The organism is Burkholderia sp. HI2500 (genome assembly GCF_002223055.1).
GTDB lineage: Bacteria > Pseudomonadota > Gammaproteobacteria > Burkholderiales > Burkholderiaceae > Burkholderia.
The window spans coordinates 3,199,838-3,219,523 of the sequence record NZ_NKFL01000006.1 but is presented as its reverse complement, the minus strand read 5'-3'; the positions used below and the strand labels follow the sequence as shown (position 1 = coordinate 3,219,523).

Below are 19,686 nucleotides of genomic sequence, written 5' to 3'. Positions count from 1 at the left end.
TCGCCACTCGCCACCAGGTGCAAGCACCCGTGCTGCCGTTCGACTTGCATGTGTAAGGCATGCCGCCAGCGTTCAATCTGAGCCAGGATCAAACTCTTCAGTTTAAACCTGTTACTGTTTTCGGTTCGGTTAAGAACCGGTCGCTCACTCAAAGCTGACAGGAATATGAATTGCTTCATAAACCTGACTTACTTTAGTGTGAGACTCTTGATACTTTCGCTATCTGATCCGAGGATCAGCCCGCTTTCATCAAGCGCCCACACTTATCGGCTGTTAATTTTTAAAGAGCATTCTGCGAGGAACTTCGTGTTTCCCAGCAGCGCTGCGTTTTCAGCAGCAGAGAAGCGAGATTATGAACCGTGTTTCGCAGTTCGTCAACAACTTTTTACACTACATCGTTGCGACTGCGGGGTTCAACTTCCAGGCCAGCTGCGCGCTCCAGACTTCAGCACACCGCCCACCTTGCTTCCCTTCTCCCGCGCTGCGTTTCCGTTAGCGCGAAAGAGGCGTGATTGTAGGCAGCCTCTTCGATCTGCGCAAGGGGTTTCTCAAAAAATATAAGGCCCCGCACGCTGCCGCGTGCGGGGCCTTATATGGAAGCAGCCCAACCGTCAGGCCGCGCGCACCTGGCGCGCGACGATCTCCATATAGTGATCGAGATCCGGCGTCGCCTTGCCTTCCTCCTTCGCCGTATCGTCCCAGCGGCGCAGACGCAGCGCGTCCTGCGCGAACGGGCGCTGCAGGAACGCCGCCGCCTCCTCTTCATTGAAGATGCCGCCCTGCAGCGCGAGGCTGCGCACCGAGTCAGGCGACAGGCTCTCGAAGTAGCCGGCGTCCGTGCGGCACAGGCAGCGCTTCGCGTCGACGTGCAGCCGGATCGGCTCCAGCACCGCGTCGGAGAACAGCGGCCGCAGGAACGGCAGCACGTAATACTGATGCAGATCGTCGATCCCGCGCGCGCTCGGCGTCTCGCCCTGGCGATTCAGCAGATGCCCGAGGTCATGCAGGAACGCCGCCGCGACCAGCGCTTCGTCAGCCCCCGCCTCTTCGGCCAGCAATCCGCTCTGCAATGCATGCTCGAGCTGCGTGACCGGCTCGCCGCTATAGGCCACATGGCCATGCTCGCGATACAGCCCGTGGATCTCTTCCACCGTCAATGCCATTCATTCACTCCCAAGGCAGCGAAAACGTCTTCAGGTTCGTGAAGCTCTTCATCGCCTCCTGAACGCCTTCCTTGTAACCGAGCCCCGAATCCTTGATCCCGCCGAACGGTGACAGCTCGATCCGGTAGCCGGGCACTTCCCATACATTCACCGTGCCGACGTTCAGCTCGTTCACGAACCGCACGACCGCCGCCGTGCTGTCGGTACAGACGCCCGACGACAGCCCGAACGCCGTCCCGTTGCTGATCCGGATCGCGTCGTCGATCGTGTCGAACGTGATCACCGGCGAGACCGGCCCGAAGGTCTCCTCGCGCACGAGCGTCATCGACGGATCGACGTTGTCGAGCACGGTCGGCGCATACAGCGCGCCGCGCCGCACATTGCCGGTCAACAAGCGCGCGCCCTGCGCGACCGCCTCTTCCACTCGCGCCTCGAACAGCCGCGCCGCTTCCTCGTCGATCACCGTGCCCATTTCGTTCGCGGGATCGAACGGATCGCCGTACTTCCATGCACGCGTCTTCTCGACGAGCAATTCGGTAAACGCCGGCGCGATCGAACGCTGCACCAGCATCCGCTTGACGGCCGTGCAGCGCTGGCCCGAATTCCGGTACGAGCCGAGCACCGCCAGCGACGTCGCGCGGTCGAGATCGGCATCGTCGAGCACGATCAGCGGATCGTTGCCGCCCAGTTCCAGCACGATGCGGCGGTAGCCGGCCCGCGCGGCAATCGCCTTGCCGATCGCCACGCCGCCCGTAAACGTAATCAGCGACGCATGCGGATGCGTAACGAGTTCGTCCGCGATCTCGCGCGGATCGCCGGTCAGCACCTGCAGCATCGGCTCCGGCAGCCCGGCTTCATACAGCAGGTCGGCCAGGTAGAACGCCGACAGCGGCACCTTCTCCGACGGCTTCACGATCACGCGGTTGTTGGTCGCGATCGCCGGCGCGATCTTGTGCGCCACCTGGTTCATCGGATGATTGAACGGCGTGATCGCGACGATCACACCGTCGAGCGGCTGGCGCTGCGAAAACACGCGGCGCGCCTTGCCGTGGGGCGTCAGGTCGCACGAGAAACTCTGCGCGTCGTCGCGCAGCGCCTCGACCGCTGCAAACTTCAACACGTCGGCCACGCGGCCGATCTCGTAGCGCGAGTCCTGTTTCGACAACCCCGATTCGAGCGTGATCAGGTCGGACGCTTCCTCGGTGCGCTCGCGCAGCAGCGCGGCCGCACGCTCGAGGATCTGTGAACGCTCGTACCGCGTGAGCTTCGGCCGGTACGCCATCGCATAGTCGAATGCCGCGCGCACATCGTCGACGCTCGCCAGCGGCACCGTCCCGACGCGCGTGCCCGTGTAAGGGTCCATGACGTCGAGCGTGCGTTCCCGCGTCGCGCGCGTGCCGCACCAGCGCAGCGCCTCTGCACGAAACGCCGGGTGATCGTGTCGGGGATGAGCCATCATGTCGCGACCCGGTTCAGCACGAAATCGAACACGTCGAAGTTGCGCGGGCGACGCGCGGGATCGGCCGGCTCGATACGGCGATTGAACAGCAGCGGCACTTCCTGCTCCGACACGCCGCCATGCGAACGCAGCGGCACCGTGAGGCCCGACAGATCGTGTTCGCGCTCGCGCGTGCCGAGCGTCATGTCACGGCGGCCGATTACGACGAGATCGCCGATCCGGTCGGCCGGCAGCTCGAAACGGGCGGCGGCTTCCGCGTTGTCGAGCACGAGCTCGACGCCGTCGAGGCCGCCGACGCGCCACATCGCCTCGGCGCGGTCCACGCCAGGCGCCAGATAGACGGTCGCAAACGAGCCAAGCGCGCCGTGGTGCACGACGTACGGATCCGTGATCGGCAGGATCACGCGCGCGGCCCGCGCGCCGTACCAGCCGTCGAATGCGTCCTGCAGATAGATGACGTTCGGCCGGCCCGTCGCGGGATCGTGCTTCGCGTTCATCCCGTGGTCGGCCGTGAGGCCGATCGCCCAGCCGAGCGCGTCGAGCTGCGCAAGGTAGCCATCCATCATCGCGTAGAACGCGTTCGCGCCGGCACTCCCCGGCTCGCACTTGTGCTGTACGTAATCGGTGGTCGACAGGTACATCAGGTCGACCTGGCGCGTCTGCGCAAGCCGCACGCCGGCCGCGAACACGAATTCGGACAACGCCGCGCTGTAGACGTCCGGCGACGGCAGGCCGACCCAGTCGAGCACGTCGACGATCCCGTTTTCCGCGAGATTCGCCTGCGCCGCCTTCTCGGCCGAAAAGCAGATGCCGTTCAGCTGCCAGCCGAGCAGCCGGCGCAGCTTGTCCTTCGCCGTCACGACGGCGACCCGCGCACCGGCGTCGGATGCCGCCGCGAGCAGCGTGCCGGCCCGCAGGTAGGCCGGGTCGTTCATCATGACTTCGGCGCCGCGTCCGCCGTCGGCGGTCGGATCCCAGAAATAGTTGCCGCAGATACCGTGGACCGCCGGCGGCACGCCGCAGACGATCGACAGGTTGTTCGGGTTGGTGAAGGTCGGCACGACGCAGTCGGCGCGCCAGGCCGTGCCTTCCGCGATCATCCGGCCGATGAACGGCGCGACGCCCGCTGCCACCGCCCGTTCGAGATAGTCGTACTCGCAGCCGTCGACGCAGACGACGACGGTCGGCTCGACCGGCAGCCGGTAGTGCCGGCCGTTGACGTCGACGGAACGCCCCGCGAGCCCCGTCGATGCGCCGGCAGCCGACGCTTCACCAGGCTGGCGCAAGGCGAACGCGGCGTTCATGATGCCACCCGCTTGCCGCGCGGCACGCGCGCAGCGATCAGTAGCAGCGCCGCGAGCGACGCGCCGAGCATCAGCAGCGACAGTGCCGATGCCGGAAGGTAATACCCGCGCTCCACCTGGCCGATCACGACGATCGGCACGGTGGCGAAGCCGGGCGGATAAACCGTCAGCGTCGCGCCGAGCTCACCGAGCGACAGCGCGAAACCGAGCGCGAGGCTCGCGCGCAGCGCCGGCACGAGCTGCGGCAGCAGCACGCGGTGCAGCACCATCGCGGGCGGGGCACCGAGGCTTGCCGCCGCTTCGCGCAGCACGGTCAGTTCCGGACGCAGCGCGGCGGCCGCGCAGCGATAGCAGAACGGCAAGATCAGCGCGAGTTGCACGAGCACGACGATCGCCGCCGAGCTCGACAGGTCGACCGGCTTCTGGTGATACGCGATCAGCACCGCGAGCCCCAGTACAACGCTAGGCACACCGTTCGGCACCATCACGAGCGCGTCGACCACCGCGCCAAGGCCGCGCCGGTCACGTCCCTCGAGCGCCAGCGCGAGCCACAGCCCGAGAATCGTGCCGACCGCCGACACGCCGAAGCCGATTTCCAGGCTCGTCAGCAGCGCATCGTATTCCGGCGACCCGAGCCGCTCGAACCAGCGCAGGCTGTAGCCGGCCGGCAGAATCGTGCCCGACCACTGCGTCGACACGCTCGACAGCGCGACGACGATGACCGGCAACACGAACAGCCAGAAGCACGCGAACGCGGCCAGCGCGAGCGCCGCGCGCGACGCATGCTTGAGCACCGTGTCGCCCCAGCCGATCTGGTGGCGCGGCACGGCTTGCCCGATACGGAATTCAGCGGACATCGTTCCCTCCCGTCGCACGCCGGTTCACCCGGCGATAAACCGCATACAGCGCCAGCGACAGCGCGAGCATCACGACCGCGCCTGCCGACGCGGTCGGCAGGTCCAGGTCGACCGTCGCGCTGCTGTAGATCGCAACCGGCAGCGTCACGAGCCGCGCGCTGCCGAGCACGAGCAGAATCCCGAATTCGTTCAGCGTCAGCAGGAAACACAGCACGGTGCCGGCGGCGATGCCCGGCCATGCGATCGGCAGCACGACGCGACGTGCCAGCATCCAGCCGGACGCGCCGAGGCTGCGCGCGGCTTCGATCAGCCTCAGGTCGAGCGTCGCGAACGACGCGAGCGTCGGGCGCACGACGAACGGCGTATAGAACACGGTCTGCGCGAGAATCACGCCGCCGATGCCGAACAGGAAATCGAGCGGCGGATTCTCGAGATGGAACAGGTGCTGCAGCGCAATGCTGATCGAGCCTTGCGAGCCGTACAGGAAGATCAGCGTGAACGCGACGAGGAACGACGGGAACGCGACGTACAGTTCCAGGAAACGCGTGACGAGCGACGCGCCCGGAAACGGCTTGAAGAACAGCAGCGCGGCCAGCAGCACGCCGAGCACCGACGCGGTGCCGGCGCTCGCGAACAGCACGCCGAGTGTGGTCAGCAGCACGCTGCGCGTATCGGGGTTGCCGAAGAACGTGCGGTACGCGGCGAAACTCAGCCCGTGGTCGCCCGACACGCTCAGCAGCACGAGCCGCACCAGCGGATAGACGACGAGCGGTCCGAGCAGGACGATCGCGAGCGCGGCCAGGTGCAGGTCGCCCATGCGCTTGCGGCGCCGCGCGGCGGCAGCGTGCGCAGCGGCCGACGCGAGCACGTGCGGCGGCAGGCCGGCTTCAGGGCTCGATAAGGACGACATCGTCTGCCTCGCAATGCAGGGAAACGCGCGCACCGCGCTCGGGAGCCGCACCGCGGCCGCGTTGCATCGTGACGCGCACCGGCTCGTCGGGGGCCGCATCGATCGTGACCGCGATCGACAGGTCCGCGCCTTGCCATTCGACCGACGACACCGTGCCGTGCAGCCCGCCTGCGGCGGGCGGCATCAGGGTCAGGCGCTCGGGGCGCACGCAGGCCACCTTGCCGCGCACTTCGTGGCGCGGATCGCCGAGCGGGAAGATCACGTGCGGCGGCAGCAGGTTCGCCGGGCCGAGATAGCGTGCGACGTAGCCGTCCTGCGGCGCGTCGTACAGCTGCTGCGGCGTGCCGAGTTGCGCGATGTGGCCGTCGCGCATCAGCAGCGCGCGATCGGACAGCACGAGTGCATCGTCGCGGTCATGCGTGACGCAGACGACGGTCAGGTTCGGCAGGCGCTCGTGCAGCGCCTTCAGTTCGCTGCGCACCGAGGCGCGCAGGTTGGCGTCGAGCGCCGACAGCGGCTCGTCGAGCAGCAGCACGTCCGGCTCGATCACGAGCGCACGCGCCAGCGCGACGCGCTGCTGCATCCCGCCCGACAGTTGCGCGGGCAGGTGATGGCCCGCATCGCCGAGCTGCACGAGCTTCAGCGCATCGGCGACGCGGCGCGTCACTTCCGACGACGCCATGCCGCGTGCGCGCAGCCCGAATGCGACGTTCTCGAACACCGTCAGGTGCGGGAACAGCGCGTAATTCTGGAACAGCAGACCAAGATTGCGCTTGTGCGGCGGCGCATAGGTCAGGTCGCGTCCGGCAACGGTCAGCGTGCCGGTCAGGCCGTCGGCCTTCACGAACCCGGCAATGAAGCGCAGCAGCGTGGTCTTGCCGCAGCCGCTCTTGCCGAGCACGGTCAGAAATTCACCGGCACCGATCGACAGTGACAGATCTTCCAGCACCGTGCGTGCGCCGTAGCGCACGCTCACGTGTTCGATCTGCACGCCGCCCGGCGCGCCGGACCGCAGCGTAGCCTGCGGTTCGGCGGCGCCGAATGCGCCGGGATGGGTCAGGGCGGTTTCCACCGGGTTCATCCTCTTGCTCACAAATACAGGCGGCGTGCGCCGATCACTTCGGCTTGACGACGTCGAGCTGCTTGCCCGAGCTGCCGATCACGTCCTTCTTCCAGCGCTCGATCCACACTGGCTTCTTCGCCATCACCTGGGTCCAGTCGACCGGGATCAGCTTCACGCCCGCGATCGCCTTCTTGACCGCTTCGCCGTTCTTGCCGGCCAGCGGCACGTCCGTGCGGCCCGGGATGCCGTACATGTCAGGCACCTTCGACTGCACGTCCGTCGACATCAGGTAGTCGATCAGCTTCTTGCCGGCGTCCTGGTTCGGGCCGCTCTTGATCAGGCCGATGCCGTACGGGAGCTGGAACGTGGTCGGCTGGTCGCCTTCCTTCGCGGCCAGGAAGATCGGCTTGACGGACAGCGCGCCGTGTTCGGCATCGTCGAGGTCCATCTGCAGGTCGCCGTTCGCGACGCTGATTTCGTTACGCGACAGCAGCACGTTCAGGTAGCCCGTGCCCTTCGTGTGGAACTTCACGCTCTGTGACAGCTTCGCGAGGTAGTCGAACGCCTTGTCCTCGCCCATCAGCGACGTCGTCAGGATCAGCACGGCCATCCCGTCGCCGGCGGTGGCCGGGTTCGAGTACGCGACCTTGCCGGCGTAGGCCGGCGCGAGCAGGTCGGCGAACGTCTTCGGCTGGCTCTTCACGACGTCCGGGTTGATCGCGAACGAGAAGTAGTTGTTCACGAACGTTGCCCACGTGCCGTCTTCAGCCTTCGCGATGGCCGGCACGTTCTTGTAGTTCACGCTCTGGTACGGCTGCAGCAGGCCCATCTGGCCAGCTTGCTGAATGAACGGCGGCAGCGTGACGATCACGTCGGCCTTCGGGGAGTTCTTCTCGATGTTCGCGCGGTTGACGACTTCACCGCTGCCCGCCGTCACGATGTTGACCTTGACGCCTTCCTTCTTCTCGAAAGCCGGCAGCACATCGCGATAGAGGTTCTCGAGGCCGTCTGCCGTATACAGCACGACCGCGTTCGCCGCATGTGCGGGCAGCGCGGCGCCCATCAGGCCGGCGACGCTGGCGGCCAGCGCAAGCTTGCGGAACGCGCCGGCAGCGGCGCGCGAGGGTTTCTGCAGTGTCATCTGACTTCTCCGTAGGCGGAACACCAAATGGCCGGGGCACGATCCGGCTCTCCTGTTATCTCCGGGCAAGGCCGAGCGACGGCCCGCCTCGCTACCGCGCCGAGGTTAGGTTTCGCGCGGCAAGCGAAGGATCACAGCGTTCGATGACAAACCCGTGACGAATGCGGCAATTTCCAAAAAATGACACATTTTGCCAATATCATGCAAGTCATTCAGAAATGCCGCTCGGCGTTTCTTCCGATCTTTGCAAGGGAAAACCATGTCCGATCCGATTCTTCTTACGCCTGGCCCGCTCACCACGTCCGCCACAACCCGCCACGCAATGCAACACGACTGGGGCTCGTGGGATGCCGCGTTCAATCAACTGACGGCCAGCGTCTGCGCGGATCTCGTCACGATCGCGCACGGCGGCGATGAATACGTGTGCGTGCCGATGCAGGGCAGCGGCACGTTCTCGGTCGAAGCCGCGCTCGGCACGCTGGTGCCGCGTGACGGCGTCGTGCTGGTGCCCGACAACGGCGCGTACTGCGCGCGCATCCTGAAGATCCTCGGCCGGCTCGGTATCGAAGCAATCGCCTTGCCGTTCGGCGAGGACGCAGCCGTCGATCCGGCCGCGCTCGAAGCCGCGTTCGCACGCGAGCCGCGCATCACGCACGTCGCGCAGGTGCATCTGGAGACGAGCGCCGGCATCCTGAACCCGCTCGACGACATCGCCGCCGTGTGCCGGCGCCACGGCAAGAGGCTGATCGTCGACGCAATGAGCTCGTTCGGCGCGCTGCCGATCACGCTGGCCGGCAGCGGCATCGATGCGCTGATCTCGGCGAGCGGCAAATGCCTGGAAGGCGTGCCGGGGATGGGGTTCGCGATCGTGCGACGCGACGCGCTCGACGCGAGCGAAGGCAACTCGCCGTCGCTCGCGCTCGATCTGCACGATCAATATGCGTACCTGCGCAAGACGGGCCAGTGGCGCTTCACGCCGCCGACGCATGTGATCGCCGCGCTGCGCGCCGCGCTCGACCAGTATCTCGCCGAAGGCGGCCAGCCGGCGCGCGGCGCGCGCTATGTGGACAACTGCCGGACGCTGGTCGAGTCGATGCACGCGCTCGGCTTCACGCCGTTCCTCGATCCGAGCGTGCAGGCGCCGGTGATCGTCACGTTCCACGCGCCCGACCACCCGGCCTACGATTTCCGCCGCTTCTACGACGCGGTGCGCGACGCGGGCTTCATCCTGTATCCGGGCAAGCTCACGCAGCTCGAGACGTTCCGTGTCGGCTGCATCGGCGCGATCGACTCGAACGATATCCGCCGCGCGGTCGCGGCCATTGCGCAGGCGGTCGAATCGCTCGGCATCGCAGTGCAGCGCGCATAAGCGCCGTACCACGCAAAAAAGCCCGGCGGCCTTGCGGCTGCCGGGCTAACGCACAGGATCTGCGTGGAGCCGGTGCTTACAGCTCGATCCGCTTGATGTCGCCGACCACGAAGATGTACGACGCCGCACCGACCAGCGCGATCACGCCGATGAACACGAGCGCGCCGACGAACGAGCCGGTCGACGCGACGATGAAGCCGACCACGAGCGGCGTGACGATGCCCGCCAGGTTCGCCGCGAAGTTGAAGATGCCGCCCGTGACGCCGAGCAGGCCGTCCGGCGCGATGTCCGACACGAGCGTCCAGCCGAGTGCAGCCATCCCCTGCGCGAAGAATGCGACCGACATGATCGCGATCACGGCTTCGTTGCTCTGCACGTAGTTCGCGAGAATGATCGTCGATGCGAGCAGCAGGCCCGCGATGATCGGCAGCTTGCGCGCGAGGTTCGCGGACTTGCCGCGACGCAGCAGCCAGTCGGAGAAGATCCCGCCGAACATCACGCCGACCGACGCGGCGATGAACGGCATCACCGCGAAGAAGCCGATCTTCAGCCAGCCCATGTGGCGTTCGGTGGCGAGGTAGGTCGGGAACCAGGTCAGGAAGAACACGAGCGTCGAGTTGCCGGCGAACTGGCCGAGGCAGATGCCCGCGAGCTGGCGCTTCTTCACCAGTTTGCCGACCATCGACCAGCTGAACTTGGCCTGCGCCGGCTTGTCGCCCTTGTCGCCGCTCTTGCGCGCACCGTGTACGAGACCGCCGCCCGCCTCGATATAGGCCAGCTCCTCCGAATTCGCACCCGGATGGTTGCGCGGCTCGTGATAGAACTTCCACCAGACCAGGCCGAACACGATACCCACCGCGCCGACGACCCAGAACAGCGAGCGCCAGCCGAACGCCCCCATCAGCGCGAACAGCACCGGGCTGAAGAACGCGAGGCCGATGTACTCGCCGACGGTGTAGGTCCCCGTCGCCATCGCACGCTCGTTCTGCGGGAACCACGTCGCGACGACGCGGCTGTTGGTCGGGAAGCACGGCGCTTCCGTCACCCCGAGGCCGAGCCGGCACGCGAGCAGCGTCGCGACGCCCGGCACGAAGCCTTGCAGGAACGTGCACAACGACCACAGCGTCATCGACCAGTAATAGGTGATCTTGCTGCCGAAGCGGTCGAGGAACAGGCCGCCGGGAACCTGCATCGCGACATACGTCCACGAAAATGCGGAAAACATGATGCCCATCACGGCCGCGTTGATGCCGAGCTCCTTGGTGAGCTGAGGCGCAGCCACCCCCAGCACGGTGCGGTCGAGATAGTTGATCATCGTGCCGATCGCGAGCAGCGCGAGAATCTTGTAGCGCGCCGAAGTGCGCCGGACGGTGCCGGACGCCTGCGCCGGCGCGGCGCTCGTGTGGGTGGTGTGCTGCATGGTCGTCTCCTGGTCTCTCTTTATGGAAGGGGTCAGCGCGCGACGAGCGACTGAAAGTGTTCGAACATCCGCTCGGCGTCGGGCGTGCGTCCGGTGAAGATCTCGAACGCGTCGACCGCCTGGTAGACGGCCATCCCGCCGCCCGGCAACGTGGCGCAACCGGCCGCGCGCGCCGCGTGGATCAGTTCGGTTTCGAGCGGGAAGTACACGATGTCGGCCACCCACATGCCCGCGTGGAGCAGTTCGGCCGGCAGCGGCAGGCCCGGATGCTTGGCCATGCCGGTGGGCGTGCAGTGGATCAGGCCCGTCGCGGCGCGCATCGAGGCCGCGAGATCGTCGCCCTGCACGACGCGGGCCGCCGGGAAGCGCTGCTGCAGCTCGGCGGCGAGCGCGGCGGCGCGCGTGCCGTCGACATCGAAAATCGTCAGTTCGGCCGCGCCCATCTGCAGCGCTGCGTGCGCCACGGCCGCGCCCGCGCCGCCCGCGCCGAGCTGGACGACGCGTTCGAGCGACGCGCCGGGCAACCCGCGGCGGAACGATTTCGCGAAACCCGACCAGTCGGTGTTGTGGCCGATCCGCTTGCCGTCCTTGAACAGCACGGTGTTCACCGCGCCGAGCGCGCGCGCATCGTCCGACAATTCATCGAGGTGCTCGATTACGCGCTGCTTGCACGGATGCGTGATGTTCAGCCCGTTGAAGCCCATCCGCTGCGCGGCGTCGAGCAGTTGCGGCAGCGCGTCGACGGTCACGCCCAGCACGTCGAGATCGATGCGCCGGTAGACATAGCCGAACCCCTGGCGGAAGCCTTCTTCCTCGTGCATCGCGGGCGACAGCGAGCCGCCGATGCCCTGGCCGATCAGGCCGATCAGAAACGACGGGCGGCTCATCGCGCGGCTCCCTGCGCGAACAGCGTCGCCAGACGCTGCAGCGCGAACACGTAGCCCTCGGTGCCGCAGCCGCAGATCACGGCTTCGGCGAGCGCCGACACATAGGAATGGTGCCGGAACGCCTCGCGGCGATGCACGTTCGAGATATGCACTTCGATCACCGGCTTCGCGATCGCGGAAAGCGCATCGGCCAGCGCCACCGACGTATGCGTATAGGCGGCCGGGTTGATCACGATGCCGTGCGTGTCATGACGCGCGGCATGCAGCCAGTCGATCAGCTGGTGCTCGGCGTTCGACTGGCGGAAGTCGATTTCCAGCCCGAGCGCCTCGCCCGCCGTACGGCAGCGCTGCTCGACATCGGCGAGCGTTTCCGCGCCGTAGATATGGGGCTCGCGTGTGCCCAACAAATTCAGGTTCGGGCCGTTCAGCACGAGCACCTTGTGCTTGCTCATCGTGTTTCTGCTCCTGAAACAGGGGCGGACCACGATCGGCGCCGCCCCGAAGACATCGGAATGTGGCGCTAGTGTGCGCCCGTGCAAGCGGGCTGTCTTTTCGGGTTTTCGCTAATTTGTACCACCTAGTTAGTTTGTACAATACGCATCACCAGCCTAGTAAATTCGGGATATGGCGCCCGTCAGGAACTCAATGACTGGTTCATTCAGGGTCGGTTCGGCCGACGCCATGCCCGCTCATCCTCAGGAATCGCCCATGCAGCGCTCGATCGCCACCGTGTCACTGTCCGGCACGCTCGCCGAGAAACTCGCCGCCGTCCAGGCCGCAGGCTTCGACGGCGTCGAAATCTTCGAAAACGACCTCGTCTACTTCGATGGATCGCCGGCCGACGTCCGGCGCATGGCCGCCGATCTCGGCCTCGACATCGTGCTGTTCCAGCCGTTTCGCGACTTCGAGGGGGTAAGCGCGGCCCAGCTCGCCCGCAACCTCGACCGGATCAAGCGCAAGTTCGACGTGATGCATGCGCTCGGCACCGACCGCATCCTGGTGTGCAGCAACGTGTCGGCCGACACGATCGCGGATGACGGGCTGCTCGTCGACCAGCTCGGCGCGCTCGCCGAAGCCGCGCGGCAGGCCGGCGTGGTCGCCGCGTACGAAGCGCTCGCGTGGGGCCGCGTCGTGAAGCGCTACGGCCATGCGTGGAAACTCGTGAATGCCGTGAACAGCCCGCACCTCGGCCTGGCGCTCGACAGCTTCCACACGCTGTCGCTCGACGATTCGCCGGACGCGATCGCGGACATCCCCGGCGACCGGATCGCGTTCGTGCAGATCGCCGATGCGCCGAAGCTCGTGATGGACGTGCTCGAATGGAGCCGCCATTTCCGCTCGTTCCCGGGCCAGGGCGACTTCGACCTCGCACGCTTCACCGCGCGCGTGATCCAGTCGGGCTATACGGGGCCGCTGTCGCTCGAGATCTTCAACGACGGCTTCCGCGCCGCGCCGACCGCGATCACCGCCGCCGACGGTCATCGTTCGCTGCTTTATCTGGAAGAACTGACGCGCGAGCGGCTCGCGCAGGACGGCCGCGCACCGGCCGCCGGCCAACCGCTGTTCGCGCCGCCGGCGCCGCCCGCGCACGTCGGGTTCCAGTTCATCGAATTCGCGGTCGACGCGCAGGCGGCGGCGACCGTCGGCGAATGGCTCGGCCGGATGCGCTTCCGGCTCGCGGGCCGCCATCGCTCGAAGGACGTGACGCTGTTCCAGCACGGCGCCGCGTCGATCGTGCTGAACGCGGAGCGCGACTCGTTCGCCGATGCGTTCTTCCAGCAGCACGGGCTGTCGCTGTGCGCATCGGCATTCCGTGTCGACGACGCGAAAGTGGCGTTCGAACGCGCGGCCGGCTTCGGCTATGCGCCGTTCTCCGGCCGCGTCGGGCCGAACGAGCGCGTGCTGCCGAGCGTGCAGGCGCCGGACGGCAGCCTCGAATACTTCGTCGACGAAGCGCCGAACGCGCCGACGCTGTACGAATCGGATTTCGTGCTGACCGACATCGACGGCCCGAGCGAAGTCGGCCCGCTCACGGGTATCGACCACGTATGCCTTGCGCTGCCGGCCGACGCGCTCGATACGTGGATCCTGTTCTTCAAGACGGCATTCGGCTTCGAGGCCGAGCGCAGCTGGCTCGTGCCCGACCCGTACGGGCTGATGCGCAGCCGCGCGGTGCGCAGCGCCGACGGCTCGGTGCGGATCGCGCTGAACGCGTCGGTCGACCGGCACACGGCGGTCGCCGAATCGCTCGACCGCTACCACGGCACGGGGCTGAACCACGTTGCGTTCCGCACGGACGACATCGTGAAGACGGTCGCCGCGTTCGCGGCCGACGGCATTCCGTTCCTGCGCATTCCGCCGAACTACTACGACGATCTCGCCGCGCGCTACGCGCTGTCGGACGAGCTGATCGACACGCTGAGCACGCATCACCTGCTGTACGACCGCGACGAGCACGGCGGCGAATTCCTGCACGCGTATACAGAATTGGTCGACAACCGCTTCTCGCTCGAGATCGTCGAGCGGCGCGGCGGATACGACGGCTACGGCGCGACGAATGCGGCCGTGCGGCTCGCCGCACAGGCGCAGCGCAGGAAATAAGGGAAGGAAGCCGACAGGGATTCAAGGGGCGCATCACATCCTCGGCCCGCGGCTGCTTCAAAGGGCCGCGTCCTGCGCGCACCATCGTGGTGAATCGCGCGGCCGCGCCCCCGCCCGCGCGGCTCGCCGCGATCGGGCCGGAAACCGCTTCCCATATGGCGTTACATCCCGTAACCCATACCGCAGCGCAGCATCCCGTCGCCCCGTGCGGTTTTAAGAATCGCTTAAGTCTTCGACGGCACCATCCGCAGCCAGTACCCGATGGTTATCTCGAAAAGGAGGAAAGCGATGAGCGCCGTAGAAGCACCCGCGGGCCGCCCGGCCGCGCCCCCTGCAAAGAAGACGATGCTGCGCCGCCTGCTCAGTCATCATGAAATCGCGACGCTGCTCGTGCTGCTGCACGCACCGATCGGCGCCAATGCCAAACCCGAACTGCCTGCGCTGCAGGAAGCCGGTCTCGTCGAGATGGTCAAGCTCGACACCGAAACGGCACCCAGCTTCCGGCTGACCGAAGACGGCACCGCCGTCCTGAAAGGGCTCGGCTACCGCTGAGCCGCCGTTTTCATCCCTTTCCCGTTTTCCCGCATCACCCCGATTCCCAGCGACTCGCCGGCCCTGTCGGCGTGTCGCGTCACCCTGCCCGCTCCTGCAGCATCAACCGGTATTCCGTCGGCGTGACGCCGACCGTCGCCTTGAACTGGCGCGTGAACGCGCTGTGATCCGTATAGCCGCATAGCGCCGCGACGTCGGTCACCTTGTCGTGCGTGACGAGCAGCGCGGTGGCCGCGTCGAGCCGCGTCTTCAGCAGCACCTGGCGCGGCGTCAGGTGGAACACCTTGTGGAAGTAGCGTTCGAGCTGCGCGACCGACATTCCCGCCATCTGCGCGAGCTGCTTCAGGTTCAGCGGCTGCACGTAGTGATCCTGGATGTGCTGCACGACGTCGGCGAGCCGGCTGTACGCCGGGTGCGATCCCTCGTGCGCCTTCAGGTCGCGCGAGATGCCCGCGAGGCCGACCACCCTGCCCGCGGCGTCGCGCAGCGGCTCCTTGCAGGTCAGGCACCAGCCCGGCTGACGGCCCGGATACAGGTGCAGTTCGAGCTGGTCCACCAGTTGCTGGCCGGCGTTGATCGTCGCCATGTCCTGCTCGAAATAGCTGCGGCCGAAGCGGCGCGGAAACACTTCGTCGGCCGTCTTGCCGAGCAGGTCGCGCTTGTCCTTGTAGCCGCAGCGCATCGCCAGCGTGCGATTGACGATCGCGTAGCGGCCGCCCGCATCCTTCACGAAGAACGCGACGTCCGGCAGTGCATCGAACACCGGTTCGAGCAGGCGGAAGTGCGCAAGCATCGCGCCGAAATCGGCGTTGTCGGGCTGGTAGCGCAACGGTTCGGACAGGCTCATGGGCGGTACGGCAAGCAAGGGCGTCATCCCGGCAACCGCAATGCGAGTGGCAGATGGCGTCGATTATAGAAGCGCCCCTTCGATCGCGTCGCGCCGATCGCAAAGGCGGGCAAGTTGGCGGCGGCCGTCGCAACGTGCCGCCGATCGGCCGGCATCGTCATGCGACATAGGTTGCGCGCGCAACCACTACGTCGAGCGTGCGGCGGCCCGCCGCGAATCCGCTTGTGTCGACGCAGCCACCCCGCGTGCGTCGGTGGCGGCACGCCACGCGCGGACTGGCGCATTCGCACACCGGCACCGTACGCCCGAACTCGCCAGCATAGAAATGCGGACGTGCAGCGTCTTGGCGCGTTTGCGCATTCGGCGTGACGATTTCGGCATATATCAGGGTTATCGACGATATGCCGATATCGTCGCCGGCCGCGCATCGAACGCGCAAGACGCACGCATTTTCGCTATCTAGACTTCGCTTCACGGTCACGAGACGACCTCACGCCGCGGCAGCAATCGGCATGCATGGCCTGCGGCATCGGCCATCAGGTGCGCCGATTCCGGCACAGCCCGGGCAGCACGCGGCACGCACGCATGGCCCTCGCATCGGCCTGCCGACCGAACCGTCTCGCCCGGTTTACCGGCGCCGGCCCGCCAGCCGGCGGCGGCCCAACCACGCCATCAAGGGGAAGTGAAAGTGAAGCTGAAGGTATCGCACGTCGCGCTGGCCGCTGCCTGCGCACTGTCGGGCGCGCACGCCATCGCCGCCGACGTCGTCAAGATCGGTTTCGCCGCACCGCTGACCGGCCCGCAGTCGAACTACGGCACGGACATGCAGAAGGGCGTGCAGCTCGCGATCGCCGATTTCAACGCGACGCGTCCGACGATCGGCGGCAAGCCCGTCACGTTCCAGCTCGACTCGCAGGACGACCAGGCCGACCCGCGCACCGGCACGACCGTCGCGCAGCGGCTGATCGACGACAACGTCCGCGGGATCATCGGACACTTCAACTCGGGCACGAGCATTCCCGCGTCCGACCTGTACGATCGCGCGGGGCTGCCGCAGATCTCGATGGCCACGTCGCCGCAATACACGGCGCGCGGCTACAAGACGACCTACCGGCTGCTGACGAGCGACGCGCAGGCGGGCCGCATCGTCGGCACGTACGCGGTGAAGACGCTACGCTTCAAGCGCATCGCGATCATCGACGACCGCACGGCCTACGGCCAGGGCATCGCCGACGAATTCGCGAAGGCCGTCGAAGCGGCGGGCGGCACGATCATCAAGCGCGACTTCACGAACGACAAGGCGCTCGATTTCTCCGCGATCCTGACCAACCTCAAGGGGATGAACCCGGACGCGATCTTCTACGGCGGCGGCGACGCGCAATCGTCGCCGATGATCCGCAAGATGCGCCAGCGCGGGATGAAGTCGGCGTTCGTGACGGGCGAGATGTCGCGCTCGCCGACGTTCCTGAAGGTCGGCGGCGACGCGGCCGAAGGCGCGATCGTCTACATGGGCGGGCTGCCGAAGGAGAAGATGCCGGGCTTCGCCGGCTACGCGGCACGCTACAAGGCGCGCTTCAACGAAGACGTGATCACCTACTCGCCGTACTCGTACGACGGCACGATCGCGCTGCTCACCGCGATGAAGGACGCGAACTCGACCGACCCGAAGGTGTACACGCCGTATCTCGGCAAGGTGTCGGTCAAGGGCGTGTCGGCCCCCAGCATCGCGTACGACACGAAAGGCGACCTGAGGGATGCGCCGGTGACGATCTACAAGGTCGAGCACGGCGCGTTCAAGCCGGTCGATACGATCGCCGGCAACTGATACGTAAAACCCTGCCCCGCGCGGCGCGTCAGCGGCTCACCGGCCGCCCGCGCCGCGCGCGCTTTTGCCTCGGCCTCGGCTTCGCGGTCCGAACCGTTCCTCGGCGCGCACCCACGCGCGTGCATTTCGCGCTCCTGTAGAATCCCACCACCCGCTTTGACGCTTCGTCTCCGCCGCGCCCCATCCCGGTGCGGCGGCGCGTGTTTCGTGCCTCACCCGGCACGCGGCACGCTTCGACGACGCAAGCCGCGCCTTGTCAGTCCATGCCGAAAAGCGGGCCCTGGAGACGCAGCACCGACAACACTATTCGAAAACCAATCGTCCTGACCATGCAAGCTTCCGAATTGAGCGGCGTGCCTCGCGCCGCCGAACGCGCGCTCACGCGCAGCGACTACAAGACCCTTGGCCTTGCCGCACTCGGCGGCGCCCTCGAGTTCTACGACTTCATCATCTTCGTGTTCTTCGCGCCGGCGATTGGGCAACTGTTCTTCCCGCACGACATTCCCGACTGGCTGCGCCAGTTGCAGACGTTCGGCATCTTCGCGGCCGGCTATCTCGCGCGTCCGCTCGGCGGCGTGATCATGGCGCACTTCGGCGACCTGTTCGGCCGCAAGCGGATGTTCACGCTGAGCGTGCTGATGATGTCCGTGCCGACGCTGCTGATGGGCCTGCTGCCGACCTACGACACGATCGGCATCCTCGCGCCGGTGTTGCTGCTGCTGTTCCGCGTGCTGCAGGGCGCGGCCGTCGGCGGCGAAGTGCCGGGCGCATGGGTGTTCGTGTCCGAGCACGTGCCGTCGCGCCACATCGGCTATGCGTGCGGCACGCTGACCGCGGGCCTGACGGCCGGCATCCTGCTCGGCTCGCTGGTGGCCGCCGGCATCAACAGCCGCTACTCGAGCGCTGAAGTCGGCGCGTTCGCGTGGCGCATCCCGTTCCTGCTCGGCGGCGTGTTCGGCCTGTTCTCGGTGTACCTGCGCCGCTGGCTGCACGAGACGCCGGTGTTCGCCGAGATGAAGGCGAAGAAGGCGCTCGCGGCCGAGATTCCGCTGAAGGCCGTGCTGCGCGACCACGGCCGCGCGGTGATCGTGTCGATGCTGCTCACGTGGATGCTGTCGGCCGCGATCGTCGTCGTGATCCTGATGACGCCCGCGCTGCTGCAGAAGCAGTTCCACCTGACACCCGCGACGACGCTGTTCGCGAACAGCGTCGCGACGCTGTGCCTGACGGCCGGCTGCATCACCGCGGGTTCGCTCGCGGGCTGGATCGGCGCGAAGCGCGTGCTCGGCATCGGCGGCATCGGGCTGGCCGCGTGCTACTACCTGCTGTTCGTGCAAGTCGCGGCCGACGCGTCGACGCTGCCGCTCTACTACGGAATCGCGGGCTTCATGGTCGGCACGATCGGCGCGGTGCCGTTCGTGATGGTCAAGAGCTTCCCGGCCGTCGTGCGCTTCTCGGGCATCTCGTTCTCGTACAACGTCGCGTATGCGATCTTCGGCGGCCTCACGCCGGTGATCGTGTCGCTGATGATGAAGTCGAATCCGCTCGCACCGGTGGTGTATGTCGCGGCGATCTGCGTGGTCGGCGCGATCGCCGTGCAGTTCTCGAAGGATGCGAAGGAGGATTCGCCGCACTGAGCGGCGACGATGCGCGTGCGGTGGCGTCCAGCACCGCGTTGAATGACCGAATGCACGCGCTCCATGAACAAAGGGCCGAATCCCGCGGGATTCGGCCCTTTTGTTTTGCTTCAGCGCAACGGCGTGCGTGCGATCAGCGCAGGCTGCCGTACGTCGTACTCGGCCGACGCAGGCCGTCGATGCTCGCGCCGCCGGCGCCGGTGACGAACAGCAGCAGGAAACCGCCGGCAATCGCGATGTTCTTCCAGAAATGGATCACCATGTCGTGCTGGACCGCGGCGTCCGTCGCGTCCCAGAAATTGTGCCCGACCATCGCGGTCGCGACCGTGTAGAACGCCATCAGCAGCGCGAGCGGTTTCACCTTGTAGCCGACGATCAGCAGCAGCCCGCCGAGCCCCTCGATCGCGACGACGATCGGCCCGATCACCTGCGGATACGGCACGTTCAGCCCATGCAGGTAGCCGATGAAATCCCCGTAGCCGAGCAGCTTCATCACGCCGCCCCACAGGAACAACGCCGCCAGCGCCAGGCGCGCGAAAAAAATGACGCCGGAATCGACGGAACGCGTCATGCCTCTCTCCTCGTATGCAATTCGGCCGACTGCCCGGAGCACACCCGGACAGCTCGGCGCCGCGCGACCCTGCGGGGCCC

Annotated in this window: 17 protein-coding genes and 1 rRNA gene; 5 read left to right on the top strand and 13 right to left on the bottom strand. The window is 66.8% G+C overall.

The window, feature by feature from the left end:
- The 8 genes from CFB45_RS32310 to phnS form a co-directional block, all read right to left on the bottom strand.
- Positions 1–104 (bottom strand): 16S ribosomal RNA (locus tag CFB45_RS32310); the annotation flags it as partial.
- Positions 105–611: 507 nt separating this feature from the next.
- The gene (locus tag CFB45_RS32300) at positions 612–1,163 is read right to left on the bottom strand and encodes a phosphonate degradation HD-domain oxygenase (RefSeq protein ID WP_089429027.1); all 552 of its coding nucleotides are present in this window, start codon (positions 1,161–1,163) and stop codon (positions 612–614) included.
- 4 nt (positions 1,164–1,167) lie between these two features.
- Positions 1,168–2,622 carry a phosphonoacetaldehyde dehydrogenase gene (phnY, locus tag CFB45_RS32295; RefSeq protein WP_089429026.1) on the bottom strand — a complete coding sequence of 485 codons (1,455 nt, stop codon included), beginning with the start codon at positions 2,620–2,622 and terminating at the stop codon, positions 1,168–1,170.
- The gene (phnA, locus tag CFB45_RS32290; protein WP_089429025.1) at positions 2,619–3,926 is read right to left on the bottom strand and encodes a phosphonoacetate hydrolase; all 1,308 of its coding nucleotides are present in this window, start codon (positions 3,924–3,926) and stop codon (positions 2,619–2,621) included. The genes phnY and phnA overlap by 4 nt, the downstream gene beginning before the upstream one ends.
- The gene (gene phnV / locus CFB45_RS32285) at positions 3,923–4,783 is read right to left on the bottom strand and encodes a 2-aminoethylphosphonate ABC transport system, membrane component PhnV (protein WP_089429024.1); all 861 of its coding nucleotides are present in this window, start codon (positions 4,781–4,783) and stop codon (positions 3,923–3,925) included. Before phnV ends, phnA begins: the two co-directional genes overlap by 4 nt.
- On the bottom strand, positions 4,773–5,693 hold the full coding sequence (locus CFB45_RS32280; protein ID WP_069252528.1) for a 2-aminoethylphosphonate ABC transporter permease subunit: 921 nt from the start codon (positions 5,691–5,693) through the stop codon (positions 4,773–4,775). The genes phnV and CFB45_RS32280 overlap by 11 nt, the downstream gene beginning before the upstream one ends.
- A complete protein-coding gene (gene phnT / locus CFB45_RS32275; RefSeq protein ID WP_179255120.1) occupies positions 5,671–6,774 on the bottom strand; it encodes a 2-aminoethylphosphonate ABC transport system ATP-binding subunit PhnT in 1,104 nt (367 codons plus the stop codon). Before phnT ends, CFB45_RS32280 begins: the two co-directional genes overlap by 23 nt.
- 34 nt (positions 6,775–6,808) lie before the next feature.
- Positions 6,809–7,897, bottom strand: a complete 1,089-nt coding sequence (gene phnS, locus CFB45_RS32270; RefSeq protein WP_089429023.1) for a 2-aminoethylphosphonate ABC transporter substrate-binding protein — start codon at positions 7,895–7,897, stop codon at positions 6,809–6,811.
- Between the two features lie 259 nt (positions 7,898–8,156).
- On the opposite strand from phnS, the gene CFB45_RS32265 reads away from it, so the two are divergent.
- Positions 8,157–9,266, top strand: a complete 1,110-nt coding sequence (locus CFB45_RS32265) for a 2-aminoethylphosphonate--pyruvate transaminase (RefSeq protein ID WP_089429022.1) — start codon at positions 8,157–8,159, stop codon at positions 9,264–9,266.
- Between the two features lie 76 nt (positions 9,267–9,342).
- Here the strand turns inward: CFB45_RS32265 and CFB45_RS32260 are convergent, their stop codons facing one another.
- From CFB45_RS32260 to aroQ, 3 genes are read right to left on the bottom strand one after another with little or no spacing between them, the layout of a single operon-like run.
- Complete coding sequence (locus CFB45_RS32260; protein ID WP_089429021.1) at positions 9,343–10,686, bottom strand: MFS transporter; 1,344 nt, start codon at positions 10,684–10,686, stop codon at positions 9,343–9,345.
- A gap of 32 nt (positions 10,687–10,718) precedes the next feature.
- Positions 10,719–11,573 carry a shikimate dehydrogenase gene (locus CFB45_RS32255; RefSeq protein WP_089429020.1) on the bottom strand — a complete coding sequence of 285 codons (855 nt, stop codon included), beginning with the start codon at positions 11,571–11,573 and terminating at the stop codon, positions 10,719–10,721.
- Positions 11,570–12,025: a type II 3-dehydroquinate dehydratase gene (aroQ, locus tag CFB45_RS32250; RefSeq protein ID WP_089429019.1), complete on the bottom strand. Its 456-nt coding sequence runs from the start codon at positions 12,023–12,025 to the stop codon at positions 11,570–11,572. The genes CFB45_RS32255 and aroQ overlap by 4 nt, the downstream gene beginning before the upstream one ends.
- A 256-nt stretch (positions 12,026–12,281) precedes the next feature.
- On the opposite strand from aroQ, the gene CFB45_RS32245 reads away from it, so the two are divergent.
- Positions 12,282–14,174 carry a bifunctional sugar phosphate isomerase/epimerase/4-hydroxyphenylpyruvate dioxygenase family protein gene (locus CFB45_RS32245; protein WP_089429018.1) on the top strand — a complete coding sequence of 631 codons (1,893 nt, stop codon included), beginning with the start codon at positions 12,282–12,284 and terminating at the stop codon, positions 14,172–14,174.
- 288 nt (positions 14,175–14,462) lie between these two features.
- Positions 14,463–14,726, top strand: a complete 264-nt coding sequence (locus tag CFB45_RS32240; protein ID WP_039367795.1) for a hypothetical protein — start codon at positions 14,463–14,465, stop codon at positions 14,724–14,726.
- 79 nt (positions 14,727–14,805) lie between these two features.
- Here the strand turns inward: CFB45_RS32240 and CFB45_RS32235 are convergent, their stop codons facing one another.
- Positions 14,806–15,600 (bottom strand): AraC family transcriptional regulator, encoded by a 795-nt coding sequence (locus CFB45_RS32235; protein ID WP_089429017.1) that lies wholly within the window; start codon positions 15,598–15,600, stop codon positions 14,806–14,808.
- A gap of 661 nt (positions 15,601–16,261) precedes the next feature.
- On the opposite strand from CFB45_RS32235, the gene CFB45_RS32225 reads away from it, so the two are divergent.
- Together CFB45_RS32225 and CFB45_RS32220 are read left to right on the top strand one after the other, a co-directional pair.
- Positions 16,262–17,398, top strand: coding sequence for a branched-chain amino acid ABC transporter substrate-binding protein (locus CFB45_RS32225; protein ID WP_089429016.1), 1,137 nt, complete (start codon positions 16,262–16,264; stop codon positions 17,396–17,398).
- A 329-nt stretch (positions 17,399–17,727) separates the two neighbouring features.
- The gene (locus CFB45_RS32220) at positions 17,728–19,035 is read left to right on the top strand and encodes an MFS transporter (protein WP_089429015.1); all 1,308 of its coding nucleotides are present in this window, start codon (positions 17,728–17,730) and stop codon (positions 19,033–19,035) included.
- A gap of 133 nt (positions 19,036–19,168) precedes the next feature.
- On the opposite strand, the gene CFB45_RS32215 is transcribed toward CFB45_RS32220, so the two are convergent.
- The gene (locus CFB45_RS32215) at positions 19,169–19,606 is read right to left on the bottom strand and encodes a DoxX family protein (RefSeq protein WP_069260786.1); all 438 of its coding nucleotides are present in this window, start codon (positions 19,604–19,606) and stop codon (positions 19,169–19,171) included.
- Positions 19,607–19,686: the final 80 nt, after the last annotated feature.